Source organism: Bdellovibrionota bacterium (genome assembly GCA_035292885.1).
Classification (GTDB): Bacteria; Bdellovibrionota_G; JALEGL01; order JALEGL01; family DATDPG01; genus DATDPG01.
Map to the genome: position 1 here is coordinate 1 of DATDPG010000101.1, position 17208 is coordinate 17208.

Annotated in this window: 23 protein-coding genes; 13 read left to right on the plus strand and 10 right to left on the minus strand. The window is 53.9% G+C overall.

Annotated features, from left to right (window positions below):
• A partial coding sequence (gene modA / locus VI895_08055) for a molybdate ABC transporter substrate-binding protein (protein HLG19751.1) occupies positions 1-527 on the plus strand: 527 nt, incomplete at its 5' end.
• A 21-nt stretch (positions 528-548) separates the two neighbouring features.
• On the opposite strand, the gene VI895_08060 is transcribed toward modA, so the two are convergent.
• Positions 549-848, minus strand: a complete 300-nt coding sequence (locus VI895_08060; protein HLG19752.1) for a hypothetical protein — start codon at positions 846-848, stop codon at positions 549-551.
• Positions 829-1161: a type II toxin-antitoxin system RelE/ParE family toxin gene (locus tag VI895_08065; protein ID HLG19753.1), complete on the minus strand. Its 333-nt coding sequence runs from the start codon at positions 1159-1161 to the stop codon at positions 829-831. Before VI895_08065 ends, VI895_08060 begins: the two co-directional genes overlap by 20 nt.
• Positions 1162-1327: 166 nt before the next feature.
• On the opposite strand from VI895_08065, the gene VI895_08070 reads away from it, so the two are divergent.
• From VI895_08070 to VI895_08110, 9 genes are all read left to right on the plus strand, one after another.
• Positions 1328-1513, plus strand: coding sequence for a hypothetical protein (locus VI895_08070; protein HLG19754.1), 186 nt, complete (start codon positions 1328-1330; stop codon positions 1511-1513).
• Positions 1514-1571: 58 nt separating this feature from the next.
• Positions 1572-2249 carry a molybdenum ABC transporter permease gene (locus tag VI895_08075; protein HLG19755.1) on the plus strand — a complete coding sequence of 226 codons (678 nt, stop codon included), beginning with the start codon at positions 1572-1574 and terminating at the stop codon, positions 2247-2249.
• Positions 2246-3454: a molybdenum ABC transporter ATP-binding protein gene (modC, locus tag VI895_08080; GenBank protein HLG19756.1), complete on the plus strand. Its 1209-nt coding sequence runs from the start codon at positions 2246-2248 to the stop codon at positions 3452-3454. Before VI895_08075 ends, modC begins: the two co-directional genes overlap by 4 nt.
• A gap of 123 nt (positions 3455-3577) precedes the next feature.
• Positions 3578-4675, plus strand: a complete 1098-nt coding sequence (locus tag VI895_08085; GenBank protein ID HLG19757.1) for a Fic family protein — start codon at positions 3578-3580, stop codon at positions 4673-4675.
• Between the two features lie 133 nt (positions 4676-4808).
• On the plus strand, positions 4809-5030 hold the full coding sequence (locus VI895_08090; GenBank protein HLG19758.1) for a hypothetical protein: 222 nt from the start codon (positions 4809-4811) through the stop codon (positions 5028-5030).
• Positions 5031-5062: 32 nt separating this feature from the next.
• Positions 5063-6202: an AAA family ATPase gene (locus VI895_08095; GenBank protein HLG19759.1), complete on the plus strand. Its 1140-nt coding sequence runs from the start codon at positions 5063-5065 to the stop codon at positions 6200-6202.
• Between the two features lie 233 nt (positions 6203-6435).
• A complete protein-coding gene (locus tag VI895_08100; GenBank protein ID HLG19760.1) occupies positions 6436-7836 on the plus strand; it encodes a hypothetical protein in 1401 nt (466 codons plus the stop codon).
• Positions 7837-8057: 221 nt separating this feature from the next.
• Positions 8058-8534 carry a hypothetical protein gene (locus tag VI895_08105; GenBank protein HLG19761.1) on the plus strand — a complete coding sequence of 159 codons (477 nt, stop codon included), beginning with the start codon at positions 8058-8060 and terminating at the stop codon, positions 8532-8534.
• A 217-nt stretch (positions 8535-8751) separates the two neighbouring features.
• The gene (locus tag VI895_08110; GenBank protein ID HLG19762.1) at positions 8752-9441 is read left to right on the plus strand and encodes a HEAT repeat domain-containing protein; all 690 of its coding nucleotides are present in this window, start codon (positions 8752-8754) and stop codon (positions 9439-9441) included.
• 9 nt (positions 9442-9450) lie between these two features.
• On the opposite strand, the gene VI895_08115 is transcribed toward VI895_08110, so the two are convergent.
• From VI895_08115 to VI895_08130, 4 genes are all read right to left on the minus strand, one after another.
• On the minus strand, positions 9451-10350 hold the full coding sequence (locus tag VI895_08115; protein HLG19763.1) for a peptidylprolyl isomerase: 900 nt from the start codon (positions 10348-10350) through the stop codon (positions 9451-9453).
• 248 nt (positions 10351-10598) lie between these two features.
• Positions 10599-10874, minus strand: coding sequence for a hypothetical protein (locus tag VI895_08120; protein HLG19764.1), 276 nt, complete (start codon positions 10872-10874; stop codon positions 10599-10601).
• A gap of 113 nt (positions 10875-10987) precedes the next feature.
• Positions 10988-11377 carry a nucleotidyl transferase AbiEii/AbiGii toxin family protein gene (locus VI895_08125; GenBank protein ID HLG19765.1) on the minus strand — a complete coding sequence of 130 codons (390 nt, stop codon included), beginning with the start codon at positions 11375-11377 and terminating at the stop codon, positions 10988-10990.
• Complete coding sequence (locus VI895_08130) at positions 11374-11682, minus strand: hypothetical protein (GenBank protein ID HLG19766.1); 309 nt, start codon at positions 11680-11682, stop codon at positions 11374-11376. The genes VI895_08125 and VI895_08130 overlap by 4 nt, the downstream gene beginning before the upstream one ends.
• Before the next feature lie 216 nt (positions 11683-11898).
• On the opposite strand from VI895_08130, the gene VI895_08135 reads away from it, so the two are divergent.
• From VI895_08135 to VI895_08145, 3 genes are read left to right on the plus strand one after another with little or no spacing between them, the layout of a single operon-like run.
• Complete coding sequence (locus tag VI895_08135; GenBank protein HLG19767.1) at positions 11899-12834, plus strand: hypothetical protein; 936 nt, start codon at positions 11899-11901, stop codon at positions 12832-12834.
• 54 nt (positions 12835-12888) lie between these two features.
• Positions 12889-13281: an AAA family ATPase gene (locus VI895_08140; protein ID HLG19768.1), complete on the plus strand. Its 393-nt coding sequence runs from the start codon at positions 12889-12891 to the stop codon at positions 13279-13281.
• Positions 13282-13299: 18 nt separating this feature from the next.
• Complete coding sequence (locus tag VI895_08145; protein ID HLG19769.1) at positions 13300-14223, plus strand: hypothetical protein; 924 nt, start codon at positions 13300-13302, stop codon at positions 14221-14223.
• Between the two features lie 20 nt (positions 14224-14243).
• On the opposite strand, the gene VI895_08150 is transcribed toward VI895_08145, so the two are convergent.
• The 4 genes from VI895_08150 to VI895_08165 form a co-directional block, all read right to left on the minus strand.
• Entirely contained in the window at positions 14244-14762 is a 519-nt protein-coding gene (locus VI895_08150) for an OB-fold domain-containing protein (GenBank protein HLG19770.1), read from the minus strand.
• 23 nt (positions 14763-14785) lie between these two features.
• Positions 14786-16183 (minus strand): thiolase domain-containing protein, encoded by a 1398-nt coding sequence (locus VI895_08155; protein HLG19771.1) that lies wholly within the window; start codon positions 16181-16183, stop codon positions 14786-14788.
• 119 nt (positions 16184-16302) lie between these two features.
• Positions 16303-16695: a hypothetical protein gene (locus tag VI895_08160; GenBank protein HLG19772.1), complete on the minus strand. Its 393-nt coding sequence runs from the start codon at positions 16693-16695 to the stop codon at positions 16303-16305.
• Between the two features lie 85 nt (positions 16696-16780).
• Positions 16781-17208: hypothetical protein (locus tag VI895_08165; protein ID HLG19773.1), on the minus strand; the 428-nt coding region annotated here is incomplete at its 5' end.

Here is a 17208-nt window from a genome sequence, read left to right on the forward strand (position 1 = left end):
AGGCGGGGAGAATCGTGCCGGGCAGTCGTAAGGCGATTCTTTCGAACCGGATTGTCATCATCGCGCACGCTTCTTCTTCTTGGACGATGAGCGCTCCCCAAGATTTGGTGAAACTGCCGTTTCAGTATCTTTCGCTGGCCAATCCCGATGCCGTGCCGGCGGGAAAGTATGCCAGACAATATTTGAGCGGCTTTCAGGTGAAAGGGAAGACGCTCTGGGAAATCCTTTCTCCAAAAGTGGCTCCCACGCTGGATGTCCGGGCCGCTTTGGCCGTGGTGGCGGCGGATCCGTCGATTGTCGGAATCGTCTACCGGACCGACGCAGTGGTTTCGAACAAAGTGAAGATTCTTTTTGAAATTCCGGAGAAAGATGTACCGCCGATCGTGTACACCGCAGCGCGAATTCAGCGACCGGACGCGCCGTACAGCGCACGAATGTTCTACGAGTTTCTCTTCACCAAAGACGCCCAGAGGATCTTTCAAGAACATGGCTTCGCGCCGTTGGAGGCGAAGGTCGCGGCGCGATAAGTATTATTAAGGCCCGTGCGCTTAAGCCATCTTCACAACACCAATGTCCAATCCGAGCGGCTCGAGAAGTCTTCGGATGGTTCTAAGCGTCGGATTACGTCCTTTTCCGACAAACTTATACACATTGGGACGTTCAAGCCCTTTTACTTTTCGGGAATATCGGGCAACACCGACCGCTGCAATCACGTCTTTAAGGGCGATTTCGAGGTCCAGGCCCTCCTTCATCGCTCCCAAAATATAGGCCTCTGCGTATTTCGGATTTTGAAGACGCTCATGGAGTCCCTCGCGCCACGTCTTGGGTCTATGTTTTTTCTTTTCCACGCTGTACCCCCTTTAGTTGCCTGTAATTAGTCCAAAATAATTTTGCTTTATCAATAATCCCTTGCTGCCTCTTCTTTGTCCCGCCATGAAGAAGTATGATTCTTTCCCGATCGAACCCGAAATAGACACGCCAACCCGGTCCAAAATCGAACCTTGCTTCATACACTCCCTCTCCCAGATGCCAATGATCGCCCAATCCCCCCTGTTCCATTTTCCGAATCCGTGCGTCAATTCGTCCTCTGGTATTCACATCAGATATCGAATCCAGCCAGTCGGAAAAAGGCTGGAAGCCGTCTACTTCCTCGTACGGCACCGCCGTTCGTTGAACCGCGTCAGCCGTCATTGCATTGAGTAGTATAACATACTATACGTATAAAAGACTATACGATAATCTCAAACGCCATATTGATATTCGGTAACAATAATGGCATGAAAGACGCGTGCCTAGGGCAAGGTCAAAAAGGGTCAGAAAAGTCACCGTGCTCCTGCCCGAAGAATTGATCCGGAAAGCGACGACCGCCAGCGGCGTGGGGATCACCTCCACTCTCCGTAGGGGCCTGGAACTGTTGGTCGTTGAGAGTGCTTACGAGCAGCTCAGGTCGATGAAAGGAAAACTCGATCTGAACCTGAGCCTCAATGAGTCGAGACAAGATCGTGACGTATAACCGCTGTCGTGCTGCTCCGCTTGCGTGTTGACGCTATTTGTCTACGATACGCGCCGTCATGACAGAAAGCACCGCGAGCGCCATTCTTCTGACCCTCAGAGTCGCTTCGGTCGCAACACTGATCGTTTTCGTTCCGGGAATGCTCCTGGCCTATTACTTCGCCCGCCGAAATAGCCCGTTCAGCCGGATCCTTTCCACGTTAACACTTCTGCCGATGGTGCTCCCGCCTACGGCGGTCGGCTACCTCCTGCTCCGCCTCTTCGCCGCCGACGGCCCCTTCGGTCCGCAGATCTTAGGATTTCACTTGAATCTTCTTCTGACGTGGAAAGCCGCAGTCATCGCGTCGGGGGTGATGGCGATGCCTCTCTTCGTCCGCACGGCGCAGGTGGCTTTTCAAGGGGTCGATCACCGTTTGGAACTGATGAAACGAACGCTCGGATTCGGCCCGGTCGAAACCTTTTTGCGAACAACGTTGCCGCTTGCGTCGCGAGGCCTCCTGGCCGCGACGATCCTCGGTTTCATCCGCGCCGTAAGCGAATTCGGCGCGACGATCACCGTGGCCGGGAACATCCCCTTCAAAACGCAGACGATGGCGAGCGCCATCTTTTCCGCTCAACAGGCCGGAAATGAAGAGGAGGCAAACATTCTGATTGTCTTGGCTCTCGCACTCGGCTTCTTTTCGATTTTCGCGACTGAACTCTTGGCGAGGCGCTCCCCCGCCGTGGGGCATCCATGAACAGCTCCGGATCACTCGAAGCGGAGTTCACGCTTCCGCTCGACCGATTTACGTTGGACATCGCCCTCGAAACCCGGAGGCACGTCACCGGCCTTTTCGGTCCTTCTGGTTGCGGAAAAACCAGTTTTCTCGAGGTCCTTGCCGGCCTACGCCGACAATCGGCTGGTCGCATTAAACTGGGGGAAACCGTTTGGCAAGATTCGGGCACGAAGCTGTTTCTGCCGCCGGAAAAGCGGGGAATCGGTTATGTGCCCCAGACGGGACTTCTCTTCCCCCATCAAACGGCACGGCAGAACCTCGAATCCGGTTCGCGGCGCGCTCGTGAGAGGGGTGAGGCCGTGACAAAAGTGCTCGCCAACGTCGTCGAGCTTCTGGAACTTGGTTCCGTCCTGGAACGCAACGTTCAGACGCTTTCAGGCGGAGAACGGCAGCGGGTCGCGTTGGGTCGAGCGCTCTGCTCCGCGCCGAAGCTGATGCTTCTCGACGAGCCGCTGGCCGCCCTCCATCAGCGGCTCCGACGCAAAATTCTCCCGTTTCTCCGCCGCGTTCGGGAGGAGTTCGACATCCCGATGATTCTCGTCTCGCACGATCCGATTGAAGTCCAGGCCCTCTGCGACGATCTCGTCGTTTTGAAGGACGGATCGATCATCGCACGAGGGGTTCCGCGAGAGGTCCTGCTCGACCCGGTCGTTTTTCCGACGGCCGACGTCCGAGGGTTTGAAAACGTCATCCCGTGCACAACGGTGATCTCCGATGAATGGCTGACGGTGGTCCGCCTCGGAGAGCCGCCGACCGGCGTAACCCTGAAACTTCCCAACCTTTCGGCCGGGTCAAAGCAGGTTCGCTTTGTCGGCATACCCGCCCGGGACATTCTGGTAGCCACGCAAGAGCCCAAGAACATCTCGGCCAGAAATATTTTACCGGCTGTGATTAAGGAAGTGCATTCACTCGGAGGTTACGACTTAATCCAGGTCAGCCTGAGCGAAGATCTGCCCGCCATCGCCGTCGAGGTCGGCCGCCCGGCCAGCGAATCGCTGTCGCTCAAACCGGGCCGGAGAATCTTCATCATCATTAAGTCGATGACCTGCACGTTGTATGAAGAGCGAAAATCGGGAACAGACTTTCCCGACCCATCGCACGGGGAAAATTCAACGCGGCTGGTTAGAGAAGCAGCATCCGGAACCGCATCGCGAGATTCGATTTAAAACCTCTTCGTTCTCGCCAGCGGAGATTAGAACGTTCATTATCCGCATTATATGCGGAGAATATACTTGTGTTTGCGGAGAAAATCTACGATAATCTCCGTATAACATGCGGAGATTATGGCGATGAAATACATTCATGAGCGAAAGAACTGGCCCAAATTCCGCTGGAGCCAGGAACGGCTGGCCGACGAACTCGCTGCCGTACGCCACCGTCAGGGACGCTTGATCGGGCGAATGGAAGCGCTCGGGTTCAACCTTCGCGCCGAGGCCGTCCTTCAAACTCTCACCGAAGACGTGCTCAAGTCCAGCGAGATTGAAGGTGAGCGGCTGGATCGGGAGCAAGTGCGCCCATCGATCGCCCGCCGCCTCGGTATGGACGCGGGCGCTCTGACGCCCGCCGACCGCAGCGTTGAAGGCGTCGTCGAGATGATGCTGAATGCAACACAGAAATACGATACGGCACTCACGATCGAGCGCTTGTTTAATTGGCACGCCGCCCTGTTTCCGACCGGACGAAGCGGCGTGATCCGCATTCAGGTTGGTGCTTGGCGAAACGACAGTGCAGGTCCAATGCAGGTTGTCTCCGGGCCCATCGGCCGGGAGCGGGTTCACTACGTAGCGCCCGCGGCCAGCCGACTCCATCGCGAGATACGCGCGTTCCTCGCATGGTTCAATGGCAAGAAACCGATGGATGCGGTCTTGAAGGCGGGTGTGGCGCATTTGTGGTTTGTCACCCTTCACCCGTTTAGTGATGGCAACGGCCGGATCGCTCGCGCGATTGCCGACATGGAGCTTGCGCGGTCGGAGGAGAGTCCGCAACGCTTTTACAGTATGTCCGCGCAAATTCGTGTCGAGCGGAAGGCCTATTACGACATTCTGGAAGCGACCCAGAAGGGTGATCTCGATATAACAAACTGGCTCGAATGGTTCTTAGGCTGTCTCGGTCGCGCGATCGCTGGCGCAGAGACAATACTGGAGTCCGTACTCAAGAAGGCACGATTTTGGGAGATCCATAATAGCGAGCGGTTCAATGATCGGCAGAGAAAAGTCCTCAATCGTCTTCTGGATGGACTCGAGGGCAAGCTGACTTCATCAAAATGGGCTGCGCTTGGAAAATGTTCTCAAGATACGGCATCGCGCGATATCGATGATCTCGTGAAACGCAGGATATTGACCAAAGACGCGGCCGGTGGACGCAGTACCAGCTATTCATTGGCGTAAGCTCGATAAAGTCTCTATTTATCACAACACGGATACGCCTTCTCGCGCGCATTGAAAAAAGAAGGACGTTCATTCGCCCGGGGGCTGCGACCTAATCCTAGTCAGCCTGAGCGAAAATCTACACGCGATCGCCGTGGAGGTCGGCCGCCCGGCCAGCGAATCGATGTCGCTCAAACCGGGCCGCAGAATCTTCATCATCATTAAGTCGATGACCTGCACGTTGTATGAAGAGCGAAAATCGGGAACCAATTTCCACGACGCATCGCACCCAAAAAACCCACAACACCCCCGCGTTCGCGATATTCAGAGCCTCACGTTCACCGCCCGTAAAAAAGACAAACAAAATAACGGGTGACAAAAGTCCATTTTTTGTAGATTATTGGACTTATGTACCCCAGACTCATTTCTCCCCCAAAGGGGAAAAGCTTTTTTCTCTTCGGCCCCCGGGGGACGGGAAAGTCGACGTGGATCGTGACGGAATTTAAAGCCGATCTGGTCATCGATCTACTTGACTCGGAAACCTATCAAACCCTTCTGGCTCAACCCAGCCGGCTTTCACAGTTCATCACGGGGAAACGACCCAATTATGTCGTGATCGATGAAGTTCAGCGGGTGCCGGAACTTCTCAACGAAGTTCACCGCTTGATCGAAAGCGAGCGTCTCCGGTTTGTTCTAACAGGGTCCAGCGCGAGAAAGTTAAAAAGGGAACATGCCAATCTTCTGGGAGGGCGAGCCATCACGCTCAAATGTTTTCCGCTGACCGCGTTGGAACTTGGAAAGGATTTCCAACTCATCAATTCACTTCGGTGGGGGCATCTTCCAAGCATCTTCTCGGAATCGGACAAAAGGAAGTATCTGAAAACCTATATCGGCACATACCTTCGAGAAGAGGTGCTGCAGGAGAGTAGGATTCGAAATCTCTCCGCTTTTTCCCGTTTTCTGGAAGCGGCGAGTTTCTCTCAGGGTAGCCCTCTCAATATGAGCGCCGTTGCGAGGGAAGTCGGGATCGATCGCAAGGTTATTGAAGATTATTTCACCATTTTGGAAGATCTGCTCATCGGCGTTCGTCTTCCGGTCTTTCAGAAACGGGCCAAACGAAAGCGGATTTCTCATTCAAAATTTTATTATTTTGATGTGGGGGTGTTTCGGTCTCTTTGTCCTCAAGGCCCTCTTGACGACACAAGTTCCCTTCAAGGGATCGCTTTGGAATCGCTTGTTTTCCAGGAACTTCGAGCTCTCAATGAATACCTGGAATGGGAGTGCGATCTTTTCTTCTGGCACACGCAGACCCATGAAGAAGTCGATTTTGTGCTTTACGGATCCAAGGGGTTTTGGGCCATCGAGGTAAAGCTGTCTCAGAAATGGAGAGAGAGGGATCTCCAGGGACTTTCTTTGTTCAACAAAGAGTATCCGGAAGCGGAATGTTATCTTCTGTATGCCGGATCTCGTCGATGGAAGGTTGGAAACATCCAAATCATTCCCGTTGAAATGTTTTTACGAAACCCCAAGGAGTTCGTTCATGCGTGACAAAATTTGCCGCCGTGTATTGTTATGAAGAGCGAAAATCGGGAACCGACTTTTTCGACTCATCGCATCTAAAAAACTCGACACATCACGTTATGGAAGGTGAGACTCGAACCGCATTGCGAGTCTCGATTTAATTCGAAAAAATTTGTAGCCAAATTCAAAACTATTCATTAAGTGTCTAATACCTGTGCTGATTCACCCTTTTCCCCGAGAAACCATTTAAGGAGAAAGAAATGAGATTTAAGGCTACTGCTCTTGCGTTATTGCTTGGATGTTCCGCTTTTGCTTTCGTCGCTTGTGAAGGTGACACCGGTCCGGCTGGTGCGGATGGCGCGGACGGTACGAGTGTTACACCTACACCGACACCAACTCCCGCAGTGATTCCTTCGACCTGGACGAAGGTCAGCACGGGTGGTTCTCAAAGCTACGTCGACCAGCAACCGGGTGGGCATACCTGTGCGATCGCGTCGGACGGCACGTTGTGGTGCTGGGGAAGCAACGATTGGGGCCAACTCGGCGACGGTTCGTATGTTTCCTCAAGTACGCCTGTTCAAGTCGGAACTGAAACGAACTGGATGACCGTGGACGCGAAAGGAAACCACACTTGCGGGATTCGAGGCACGACCAAAGGCTCACTTTGGTGTTGGGGTCAGAATTATAAGAAGGCACCCGAAGACAGCTACGATCAAGGTGACCAGGGAAATGGTAATCCGGGGCTTCTCGGTCTCGGTCGAGCCTATGATGAAACCTGGAGTGTACCCTCTCCGACGCAAGTGGGGACAGATACCGACTGGGCTTCTCTTGGCCTAGGGCATCATCATGGTTGCGGAATTCGCGACGACGGGACCGACCAGACACTATGGTGCTGGGGGAGTAACGGCGCCAGCGGCCTTGGAAACGGCTCCGGTGGAAGCAGTGAGTTTGCCAATGAGCCGGTTCAGGAAGACGGAACCTATACCGATTGGACATCTGTAAAAGGCGCTACCGTTGGATACTGCTCGAACACCACGGCTGGCATTCGCAATGGCAATGAAATCTGGGCCGTAGGATGCGATTGGGGATATGCGGTCGGAGGAGGCTCGTCGTTTGCATTGGATGCGGACAGCACGGCCGATGGGGACACCACTGGAGACGCGGATTGGGCGTCCTTTGATATGTCCGGCGGTGGCTTATTCTGCGGAATCAAATCGGCCGGAAGCCTCTGGTGCACGGGTAACGGCGACCATGGGCAGAACGGTTCGGGCGCTTTTTCTGCCGTGACTGTTGCGGACCAAGTGGGAACCGATACCACCTGGACCGATGTTGCGACCGGCAGACAAAGCGTCTGTGGCGTTAACGGCGGCGATCTCTATTGCTGGGGTCGCGACCATCTCGGTGAACTCGGCCTCGGCGAGGATGTCTCCGCAAACGCCGAATGTGCAGACAATGCGCATGGGTATTCCCAAGGTGACACCGATTGGGACTGTAATGCCCCTCTGGTCGTCGATGCGGCTCAAACGTGGGCGAGCGTTGATGTGGGTCGAAGCCATGCCTGTGCTCTGACAACTGGCGGCTCACTTTACTGCTGGGGCGCCAACGGCTGGGGACAAACCGGATCGGTCGGCGCCGTTTGGACGCCTACACAGGTCCAGTAGACCGGCATAGCGTCGAAACGTAGATACACAATAAGGACGCCCTATCCGCTTCAATGTGGATGGGGCGTTCTTTTTGATCCTCAGTCAATGTATTGACAAGAATTCGAATTTTTCCGAGATTGGCCCGAACAATGTTCAGATGTAACCATTTTCAACTGTTGAGCTGCCTATTACTGGTTTCACTAACCCCCCTTCCCGCTCAAGGCGGAAAAAATCGCCAAATGAAGGCGCAGCCCCCGCGCCTCAAAGGAATCCAATATCGGTGGTGCCAACCCCTCACCGAGAAGCAGCTCCGTCAGCGTGAAAAACTCGGGATGGACTTCAATCGTGAGGTGGGACGGGAAGAGGGGGAACGACGATACGGTAACCGTGTGGGTAGATGGACTTTTTGGGACAAAGATGGAAAAAAGATGGCCGAGGGGTCGTGCGACGCCCCGCCCCCGTTGCGCGAGTCAAAAGAAAATGGGACCTGGTCATATTGGGATCCCGATGGCCGTAAGATCGATATGAATTGGAAACTTGGTATTTTCGGTGGAAATTGGACATTGTTCGATCATCAAGGAATTAAACGCTGGCAATTCCAGCTGAAGGATCGAGAACCCAAAAAGGAGCTTTTCGCGGACGAAAACTATCTCCGGGCTGAAGGGCTCGAAAAATATCGGATCGACAAGGCGTCGCGAAAAAATCCAAATGACTAAAAAAAAGAGGTTCCTATTTATCACCGCTGGCGGGGGAATCGCCATTGTCCTGTTCATCCTTTCTCGAGACCACCCGAACAGAAACGGCGAACTCGGAGCTGGTCCTGAGAGTGTACAAACGGAGCGGGTTGAGGCCAGCTTGCCCGTGGTACATTCAACAGTAAACCAGGAATCGTCGCCTTCAGAGAACCTAGAATTAGCGGCAGAGAGGGCCAAAGTGCGACGGCTGGGCCATCAGATCACGGAATTTGGATTAACGCAGAAATTGTTGCTTCAACTGCGAAAGGGAACAAGCGACCAAAAATCATACCGGGAGAAACGGAACGCCCTTCGGACAGAGAAGCGACTCGTCGAGGAAGAATTGGTCGACTTGCTTTACGGATCTAATGAAGCCAGAGAAGAATATATCGCAATCTTGAAACAGGAAAAGGACCCCTTTGTGAAACGAGAAATGATGGGGGCGACCCGTCGGCTCGGCCCTATTCTTCGGGAAGAACTTGCAGCCCCGCTCGTGGCCAGCTCGGACCCGGGCGACCGAAAACTCGGCGTTGAAACTCTCCCCCGTATTGGAACGCAAAAATCGATCGACACCTTGTCGGACCGGGCAAAGAATGAAAGAGACCCGGAAGTACAGGCGGCCGCCGTGCGCGCTCTAACGCACTTCGTTCCGGAGCGGACGGGCAAGGAATGGGCCGACGGTTCGACCATCGCTCCCACACTTCGCGAATTAGCTACGAATCAGCAAAACCTCGCGATTCGAGAAATGGCCTTCCGCGGCCTCATCGCCCAACGGCATTTATCTCCGGAAGATCGAGAATTTGTTGAAACTTTCGCCGATCACGAAACGGACCCGAACCTTAAGGAAATAGCCCTCTCCGCCCGCCGTGCTCTAGCCGCAAGACGGTAGTTTCGCGTCCTATTTTGCCGTAGATGCCGCTTCAGCTACCTGGATGCTGGCCACAACATCATCGTTGATTTTTACGGCAGCCTTTTGGCGAAGTTCTCTTAAGAGATCGTCGTAGAGCTGCTTTTTCTTAGCCGTCGCCAGGTGCCGCCGAATGCTGCCCCGGTTCGGTTCGAAGCCGCGCAAATCCTCGGACATTTGAATGATGTGGTATCCGAATTCCGTCTTGACAACGTTGCTGATCGCCCCCGAACCCTCAAGTTTCGAAGCGGCATCCCAAAACGCGGGAACGACCTTTTCCTGCGTAATGAAGGAAAGGTCGCCTCCCTTGTCTTTCGTCGTTTCGTCGTCGGAAAACTGACGCGCCATCTTCGAAAACTGCGGTGTCTTTCCTTGAGATCGGAGTTGAGCAAGGATCCCCTCGGTTTTTCTGCGAGCCTGTTCCTCGGAAGCGGGATCCTTCGGTTTTTTCGGTCTGAACAAAATGTGGCGAACCTGGATTTTTTCCAATTCGCCCTTATGAGACTCAAAGAAAGCTTTCATTTCGTCTTCGGTCGGCTGCTCTTTGCCCACCGGAAACTTGTATTGAAAATACTCCCGCATCACTTCTCGTCTAAGTCGTTCCGAGTTAGCCAGAACTCCTTCTTTTAGCGCTTGTTGAATTAAGACCTCTTCATCGATTAATTCGTTAAGCGCTTGATTTTTGTCCTTCATACCGGCACTTTCTGGTTCCCCTGCTGGGATTTGGCTGATCCCTCGGGGGTTCATCCGGCCGCGCAACTGTCCTTCGGAGATAATCTGGTCGTTCACCTTCGCGACGACGGGGCCCTTATTGCCTCCAACTTGTACGGAAGAGCACGACGCGACACCTGCCAAAAGGAACAAGAAAAATAGGGAAATGGGGTTCTTCATAATAGCGTGCCGAGATAGTATGGCGCCGGGTCGATGTCAAGGAACGGGTGACAGGAGGGTGGCAAAACTTTATGAGTGGTGATCTTTCAGCCAGCCTCGGATGGTTTTACACGACTCCCGGAAGGATAAACGTTGTTCCCAAAACATCGGGGTAATCGCCCGGTAAGCTTTTTCGAGTTCATCGCGCCGCGGTCCCGGACGAATGGCGAACGCAGGATTGTTCGGAGTCGGAACACCACGAATCTCTTTCAGATCATGTTCCCGATCAGCGCGGATAAATCACCTTCCAACGCCGGGAGTTTCCCTTCCGCTTGGATGATTTTTGCCACATCTCCATAGTGGCGGATAAAAGGCGCAGCGTCATCGCCTCGCGGAAAGCGGCGCACAATCGCATCGAGTTTTTCGAGAAGTGTCACAAGCGGATGAACGCAACGGACTTCACGAGGCCGATTGTCGTCGTAATTTCCGAGTTCCCCCCGCTTATGTAACCAATCGTGGACGAACGAACTTAGTGAACGACTCACAAACGGAGTCACCCGAGCCGTTCCGACCTCCAAAAGAACAAAAGAACAAAAGGCCGAAAGATCGGATGGAGGTCCTGAAGAAATTTCCCGGGATATCGGACTGTATATTTCGCCTACCGCACTTCTTTATCCATCTGTTCCCGATCCAGTTGTACAACAGATCCTGGCACAGCGATGACCTGCTCCAGAGCTTCGTAAAATGCTCGCCGCTCAGCAACCGGTCCTTTGTTTGAGCTTTTCCAGTTGGTCACCTTCGAAAGTTTCTCCTCGCCGCCTCCCTCAATCCGCAGGTCGAGATCCTCCGAAAATCTTTCGATCAAGTTGAATCCTTTTGAAAGGGAGGTTCCTTCTTTGAACCAAATCTCCATCCTCGTCCGTGAAAGCGCCCAGAGTGAATGCGTAACCCAGTAGTCTTTTTCGATGGGGCCTGTTCCCAAGCCGCGGTTCTGCGCAACGATCTGGACGAGTTCGCCAAACTCCGGATCTTCATGAATGTAGGTCAATGCGATAGCTTCGCTGCCCGGACAGAACGCTTCACAAGAAGTCGTGTCTCCAAGGTCCCGTATCCCCGTGCGGTTTCGAGGAGTCGATCGTTCTCAAATCGACCGGCCTTGAGGGCACGAGTCAAGGATGCTTCCAGATCGCCAAGCGACACTCCCGCCATCTGATGATTCTCCAATAGGTCGACGACATACCATTCCGGCGGCGGATGCTCAGGAAAACGGACCCGACGCATGAAGTAGCGAAGCCCGCCCAGGTTAAATTCGCCGGATCGTTTCGTGTTGTACACGAGATGCCTCGGAAACATGGCGGTCGCTCCAAGTCCAAGCGCATTCCAGCGTTCGGGTCCTGTGACCACAAATGGTGCTCCATGGATTGCTTTTCGGCAAAAAGGGGATGGGAAGATGAAGATAATGACCTTCCTCCATGTCGAAAAAAGAGTCCAAGCCGGTGTTTCTAATGAAGATCGCTCTTAGACTTGGGTTCTTTCAAATTTAAGCGATTTCTTTATGCTGACAAACCCGTGGTTTACCTCCGTTTCGCTTTCACTTTGTTGGTCGCCGGGTTGTTCCAAGTCGGTCTTGCCGAGGATAAACAGCCCAAAGAGAAACCGGTGACCGCCCTGATCCAGGAGGCCGAACGTTGGCTCTACGCCAACGAAGTTCCGGACCATCTCGATCGCGTGGAAGAGACTCTGGACCAAATCGCCAAACGCGACCCCAACTTGCCATACGCCCACTGGGCCCGGGCCCGAGTGATGTTCTGGCGCAAAGAGGCGTTTTACCTTCTGGAAAAAAAAGACACCCGGGACAAATTCGAGAAGGAAAAACTCGCCTTGGCCGACCAATGTCACACTCACTGCGATAAATGTCTGGAGCTTGCCCCTCAAAACGCCGAATGCCATCTCATGAAAGGGGTCTGTTACGCCATGCAGGTGTCCACCTGGGGAGGCCGGTGGAAATCGGTCCGCGCCGCCCGCCAGATGGACGAGGAATGGAAACGGACCATCTCCCTCCCCTCCGATTTTAAGCACCGCGGCGTTGTGACGACAGCGCAACTTGCGATGGTTCTTCGCGGGATTCTGTACCGCCTCATGCCGGATTCATGGTGGTTTGGGTTTATTGCGGGGATTCAAGGCGACAAAGAGAAAGCGTACGAATGGATGAACGAGGGGGTCGTCGATTTTCTGATGAAGGAACCGGTGACGCTCCTTGAGAAGGCGGCCACGGCGATCTGTTACGGCCAGGCAGCGAAAAAGCCCGAGAAGATCGAAGAGGGCCTTGCCCTCCTCAGAACCGGCCTGAAACTTCCTTCCCGATACGCTCTCGACGACCTGGACAAACGGAACATGAAGATCCTTTTGGAAATTCCGAGAAAAGGCTGCAGCTATCGCCGCGAGCGGTTCGAGGAAATTTCAGAACAAAGGTTGAAGGACGAAGTTCAAAGCAGTTCGAAATAAAGTATCGGGGAACAGCTACTTGTTAACGTTTAGAACGTTAGGTCTCTTAACGTTGTGAACGTTAAACAACTCAATGAGCTCCTCGCGCGCGGCGAAGTGGAACGGGAAGACATGTGGCCCCGGCTGGTGGAGTATGAATCAAAAGCTTCCCCCTTCCACTTTGAGTTCGGACTCAAGAAACTCCCGTTGGAGCCGGGAGTGATCCTCATCCGCGGCCCCAGGCAATACGGAAAGAGCACGTGGCTGGATTTGGAACTTCGGCACACGGTGATCGAGCATGGCAAAGGAACGGCGTTTTACGCCAACGGCGACGCTCTGCGCGACCACGAAGACCTGTATCAAATTCTGATATCCCTCGACGCCGCTTTCGCGAAAGCGGCGAAAGTCAGGCGAATCTTTGTGGATGAAATTACGTCGGTCACCAAATGGGAAGTCGCCGTAAAATGAGCTTACGATGAAGGGCACTTGAGAAAGACGCTCTTGGTCACCATCGGCTCCAAAGCGATCGACTTACGGCGGGGAACCGAGCGCCTTCCGGGCCGAAAAAGGAGATTGAAACGAACGGATTATCTCTTTCTTCCGATTTCTTACAATCAGTTCTTCAAGACCTGTGGGAGGGAACTCGGGGATAAGACATGGATCGCCTATCTTCTGGCCGGGGGGGCGCCTTTGGCGTTGAACGACATTTACCAGTTCGAACGAATCCCCGAGTACTTCATTGAATTGATCCGCGACTGGATTTACGGGGAGTTGGTCGCTTCAGGCCGAAGCCGACTCTACCTCAACAACCTGCTTCGAGTTCTCCTGCGTTTTGGGGGACAACCGGTCGGTTATGCAAAATTGGCGAGGGAAGCCGGACTCGCAAACAATACGGTGGCGCAGGGGTATGTCGAACAATTGTCGGATCTATTGAGCCTCATTCCGCAATGGCAATGGGATGACGATAAGCACCAGCATCTGTTTCGAAAACCGTGCAAGTTTCCGTTCGTAAATCTGGCTGTTGTTTCCACATTCCACCCCGCCTCGATGCGGCACGTGCACGAGTTCGAAACACTTCCTCAAAAGGACCAGGCCATGCTTCTTGAATGGCTCGTGGCGCAAGAAATCTGGCGGCGGGCCGCTTATCGTGGGAGTTCCAATCCTGAAGCGGTTGGTTTTTGGAAATCCGAAAAACACGAAATCGACTTTGTGGCTCCGGACGAGCAGTTCATTGAAGTAAAACTGGGCAAGGCCGGTCCCTTGGATTTTTTATGGTTCGATCAGTGTTTCCCCCGAAAAAGATTGAATGTCATCTGTTCAACCCCCTTCGAGACCAAGAACGTTACCGGTGTAACGATCCACGACTTTCTTTTCAACGACGGCTTGCCTGCGTCTCTTCCCTACGAGTGATGTAGCGGAATGAGATCGTCCTAAGAGTGCAATTCAAAATAAAGGTCCAGACAGGTGTGCGTGGCCTCTTTTCCCGTCCGGAACCGGGCGCGCACTTTGTCGCCGATCTTGATCGGCTTTCGATTCACGAGATAGCTCTTCACGATCGTCCAGACGCCGTTCAGTTTGACGTCGATTTGGTAATACGGGCACTCGATCTCGAGGCCGGTACCGCCCCGTTCGACATACGTGTAGGTGTAAATATAGCCGGTGAGATCCTTCGCCTCTTCCCAAACCATCGGCTGATGGCAATCGGGACAGTCGGCGCGCGGAGGGATCCAAAGTTGTCCCTTCCCTTTCGCGATCGGACATCCCGCGTTCGTACATTTCGTCCCGAGAAGCTTCCCTTCCGTAAGCGCCTGGAAGTACGGGGTGAGAAGGCCATAGGTATGGTAGTGCGTTCCTTCCTCGCCGAAACGGGGGAAATGAAGAATCCAAGCGCCTTTTTCATCCGTAACTTTGGATGGAGAGGTCAATAGTTTCACGCGGTCGGTGGCCATCTTCGTTCCTCCTTCTCGGGACACTAGGCTTTCTCCAAAACAGCGCAGGTGACGTGACTTCCCACACCGGCGTGAGAGATCGCCAAGCCCCGTTTGGGATTTTTCACCTGAAGACTCTTCCAATCCTTCGGTTTTTCTTTTCCGTACCGTTTCCAGATCTTCGGGTCGCCGTGGAACTTGTCGTACTTCCCTTGCAGCTGCCAGAAAACCTCCCCCGCCTGAAAGATCCCGGTGGCTCCCACGGCGTGCATCGTGCCGAGCAAGCCGCCGGAGAGATTGGCCGGACATTTTCCCGGCTTTCCAGTCCGCGGATTGTCAAGATAACAGTCGCCCGACGTGACGTACTCCTGTTCCTTTCCATAGAGCGTCAGACCCACGTCGCCGTATGTTTGAAGATCCGAAATCGTGAATGCGTCGTGCGTTTCAACCAGGTCCAGATCCTCGATCGGGTTTTCGATGCCCGCCATTTTGTAAGCCATGTATGCGGCGAAGCGCGTGGCGCCGAAACTCTCAAAGCCGGGCCAGCGGCCGTCCTGCTTTTCCATGTCCCGATAAAGCTCTCTGTAAGTTCCTTCCGACTCGTTTGGAAGAAGGAGAATCTTCATCGGCCGCCGGTCTCCCGTTCGGAGCGTGTGCGAACCGCCCGCGATGTGAAGCTTCACCGGATGATCGGTCATTTTGTACGCCAGCTCTTCCGAACAAAGAAGCACGGCGGCGGAACCGACGCTCATGGCGCAACATTCAAGGAAACGGAGAGGATCTGAAACGATTTCGCCCTTTAAGACTTCCTCAATCGTATGCTTTCCCGCCTGCTGCGCGAATGGCGAGGAGCACGCGTAGCCGCGATTCTTCACGGCGATCTCGGCCCGCACCCGCTCGTCCACGTTGTACATTTCCTGAAATCGCCGGGCCATCGAGGCGTAATAACTGGCGTAAATCCTCCCGAGCCGGGTCTCGAAGTCCTTGCACGCGGCCATCGCGATGTAATAGTTCCCCGTCCAGGTCTTCACCTCGTCCATCCGCTCCCATCCCAAAACGAGGGCGCAATCCGCGTAACCGCTCGCGATCGTCGTCGCTCCCATCAAAATCGTGGAGCCGCCCGTCGCGCCGCCGGTTTTGACGCCTACGTTCGGCAGCATATCGAGGCCGAGATAGTCGTGAACTTTCGCCTCGCAAAGGAGCTGGTCCTGAAAATGATCGGCGAATTCGCCGTAGCAGGCCATGTTGATGTGGCCTTTCACGTCGAGGGGATCCATCTTGAGATCGTTCTCTTCGAGCAACATCCGAAACGCCATCATGCAAAGTTCTTCGAGCTTCTTTTCCGGATAACGTTTACGAAAATCGCTCATTCCCGCGGCGACCATATAGACCGGGCGTGTCCACTTCGGCGGTCGCAAATTCCCCTTTTGAAACTCGATCATCTCAGCTCCTTTTCTAAAAAAGCGCAGCTTTTATACACGTTTCGCTCTTGATCTCCAAAGCAACTCGGGCTTGTCAAATCAACCCATTTGTTGGCTAATTTATTGCTGAAAATACCGGGCTATTTCGCGCGGCCAAGGGCCGATTGGAGAATGGGAATCTCTTCCTCAATCCTCGAAATCCTCGCCTCGTGGTTCTCTATCTTGGGAGGAAGTTCGTTTGCAAATTCGAGCGACGTCTCCAGGCGATGAATCATTTCCTCGAAAAGAACGCCCATTTCCCGTTTCGAAGCCTCGATGTTTTCCTCCGATTTCTTATCGATGTACGAGGTGAGCGAAATAAATTCTTGGCTCATATCATCAAACCGCTGATCGATCTTCTCAAACCGCTGATCAATCTTCTCAAACCGCTCATCGATCCTCTCAAACCGCTCATCGATCTGTTTCATGGCGGCCGAAAAGCCTTTCTGAGTTACGGGATGACCGTTGGAAGCAGGCGCTTTCGTCCGCGGCATGAAGGAAGTATCTATCTCATCCAGGCATGCAGGTCAAAGCGCAACATCAGGGTGTCCGTGGCTGCGGTTGCGTCGATAGTTTGTACTATGTCTTTTCTAGGAAATCTCGAATCGCTGTGAACTGGCTCTCCCCGTCCAGGCCGGCCTCCTCGATGACCTTTTCGCCCGCTCCGCTTCCGAGGTAATGCCCTTTTCGGAAAGGATGGAGCGTCATTTCCCGTCCTCGTTCGGACCGAATCCAGCGGTACATCGTCGGGAGCGTAAAGCCCGTGATTCCAATCGCTTCGTCTGAGGCACTCGGCGGAAAGATTCTATCCTGTTCGGACTTCGGCAACAGATCGAACAGTTCGGAACTTGCGACGTAATAGACGTTGAGATCGATGCCGGCTTTTTCGAGAAGCGGCAATGCCTGACCGACAAACGCGTAGGTCACGGCGCTTTCCTGCAACACGACGGCACCGTCCCCCTTCCCTTTCGCCGCGCGCAGGCGGTAGACGCCCGTGGCTGCCGCCG

Coding starts and splice junctions, on each gene's coding strand:
- VI895_08075 (HLG19755.1), top strand. CDS start 1,572: ATGACAGAAAGCACCGCGAGCGCCATTCTTCTGACCCTCAGAGTCGCT.
- modC (HLG19756.1), top strand. CDS start 2,246: ATGAACAGCTCCGGATCACTCGAAGCGGAGTTCACGCTTCCGCTCGAC.
- VI895_08085 (HLG19757.1), top strand. CDS start 3,578: ATGAAATACATTCATGAGCGAAAGAACTGGCCCAAATTCCGCTGGAGC.
- VI895_08095 (HLG19759.1), top strand. CDS start 5,063: ATGTACCCCAGACTCATTTCTCCCCCAAAGGGGAAAAGCTTTTTTCTC.
- VI895_08100 (HLG19760.1), top strand. CDS start 6,436: ATGAGATTTAAGGCTACTGCTCTTGCGTTATTGCTTGGATGTTCCGCT.
- VI895_08105 (HLG19761.1), top strand. CDS start 8,058: ATGAAGGCGCAGCCCCCGCGCCTCAAAGGAATCCAATATCGGTGGTGC.
- VI895_08115 (HLG19763.1), bottom strand. CDS start 10,350: ATGAAGAACCCCATTTCCCTATTTTTCTTGTTCCTTTTGGCAGGTGTC.
- VI895_08130 (HLG19766.1), bottom strand. CDS start 11,682: ATGTTTCCGAGGCATCTCGTGTACAACACGAAACGATCCGGCGAATTT.
- VI895_08150 (HLG19770.1), bottom strand. CDS start 14,762: ATGGCCACCGACCGCGTGAAACTATTGACCTCTCCATCCAAAGTTACG.
- VI895_08155 (HLG19771.1), bottom strand. CDS start 16,183: ATGATCGAGTTTCAAAAGGGGAATTTGCGACCGCCGAAGTGGACACGC.
- VI895_08160 (HLG19772.1), bottom strand. CDS start 16,695: ATGCCGCGGACGAAAGCGCCTGCTTCCAACGGTCATCCCGTAACTCAG.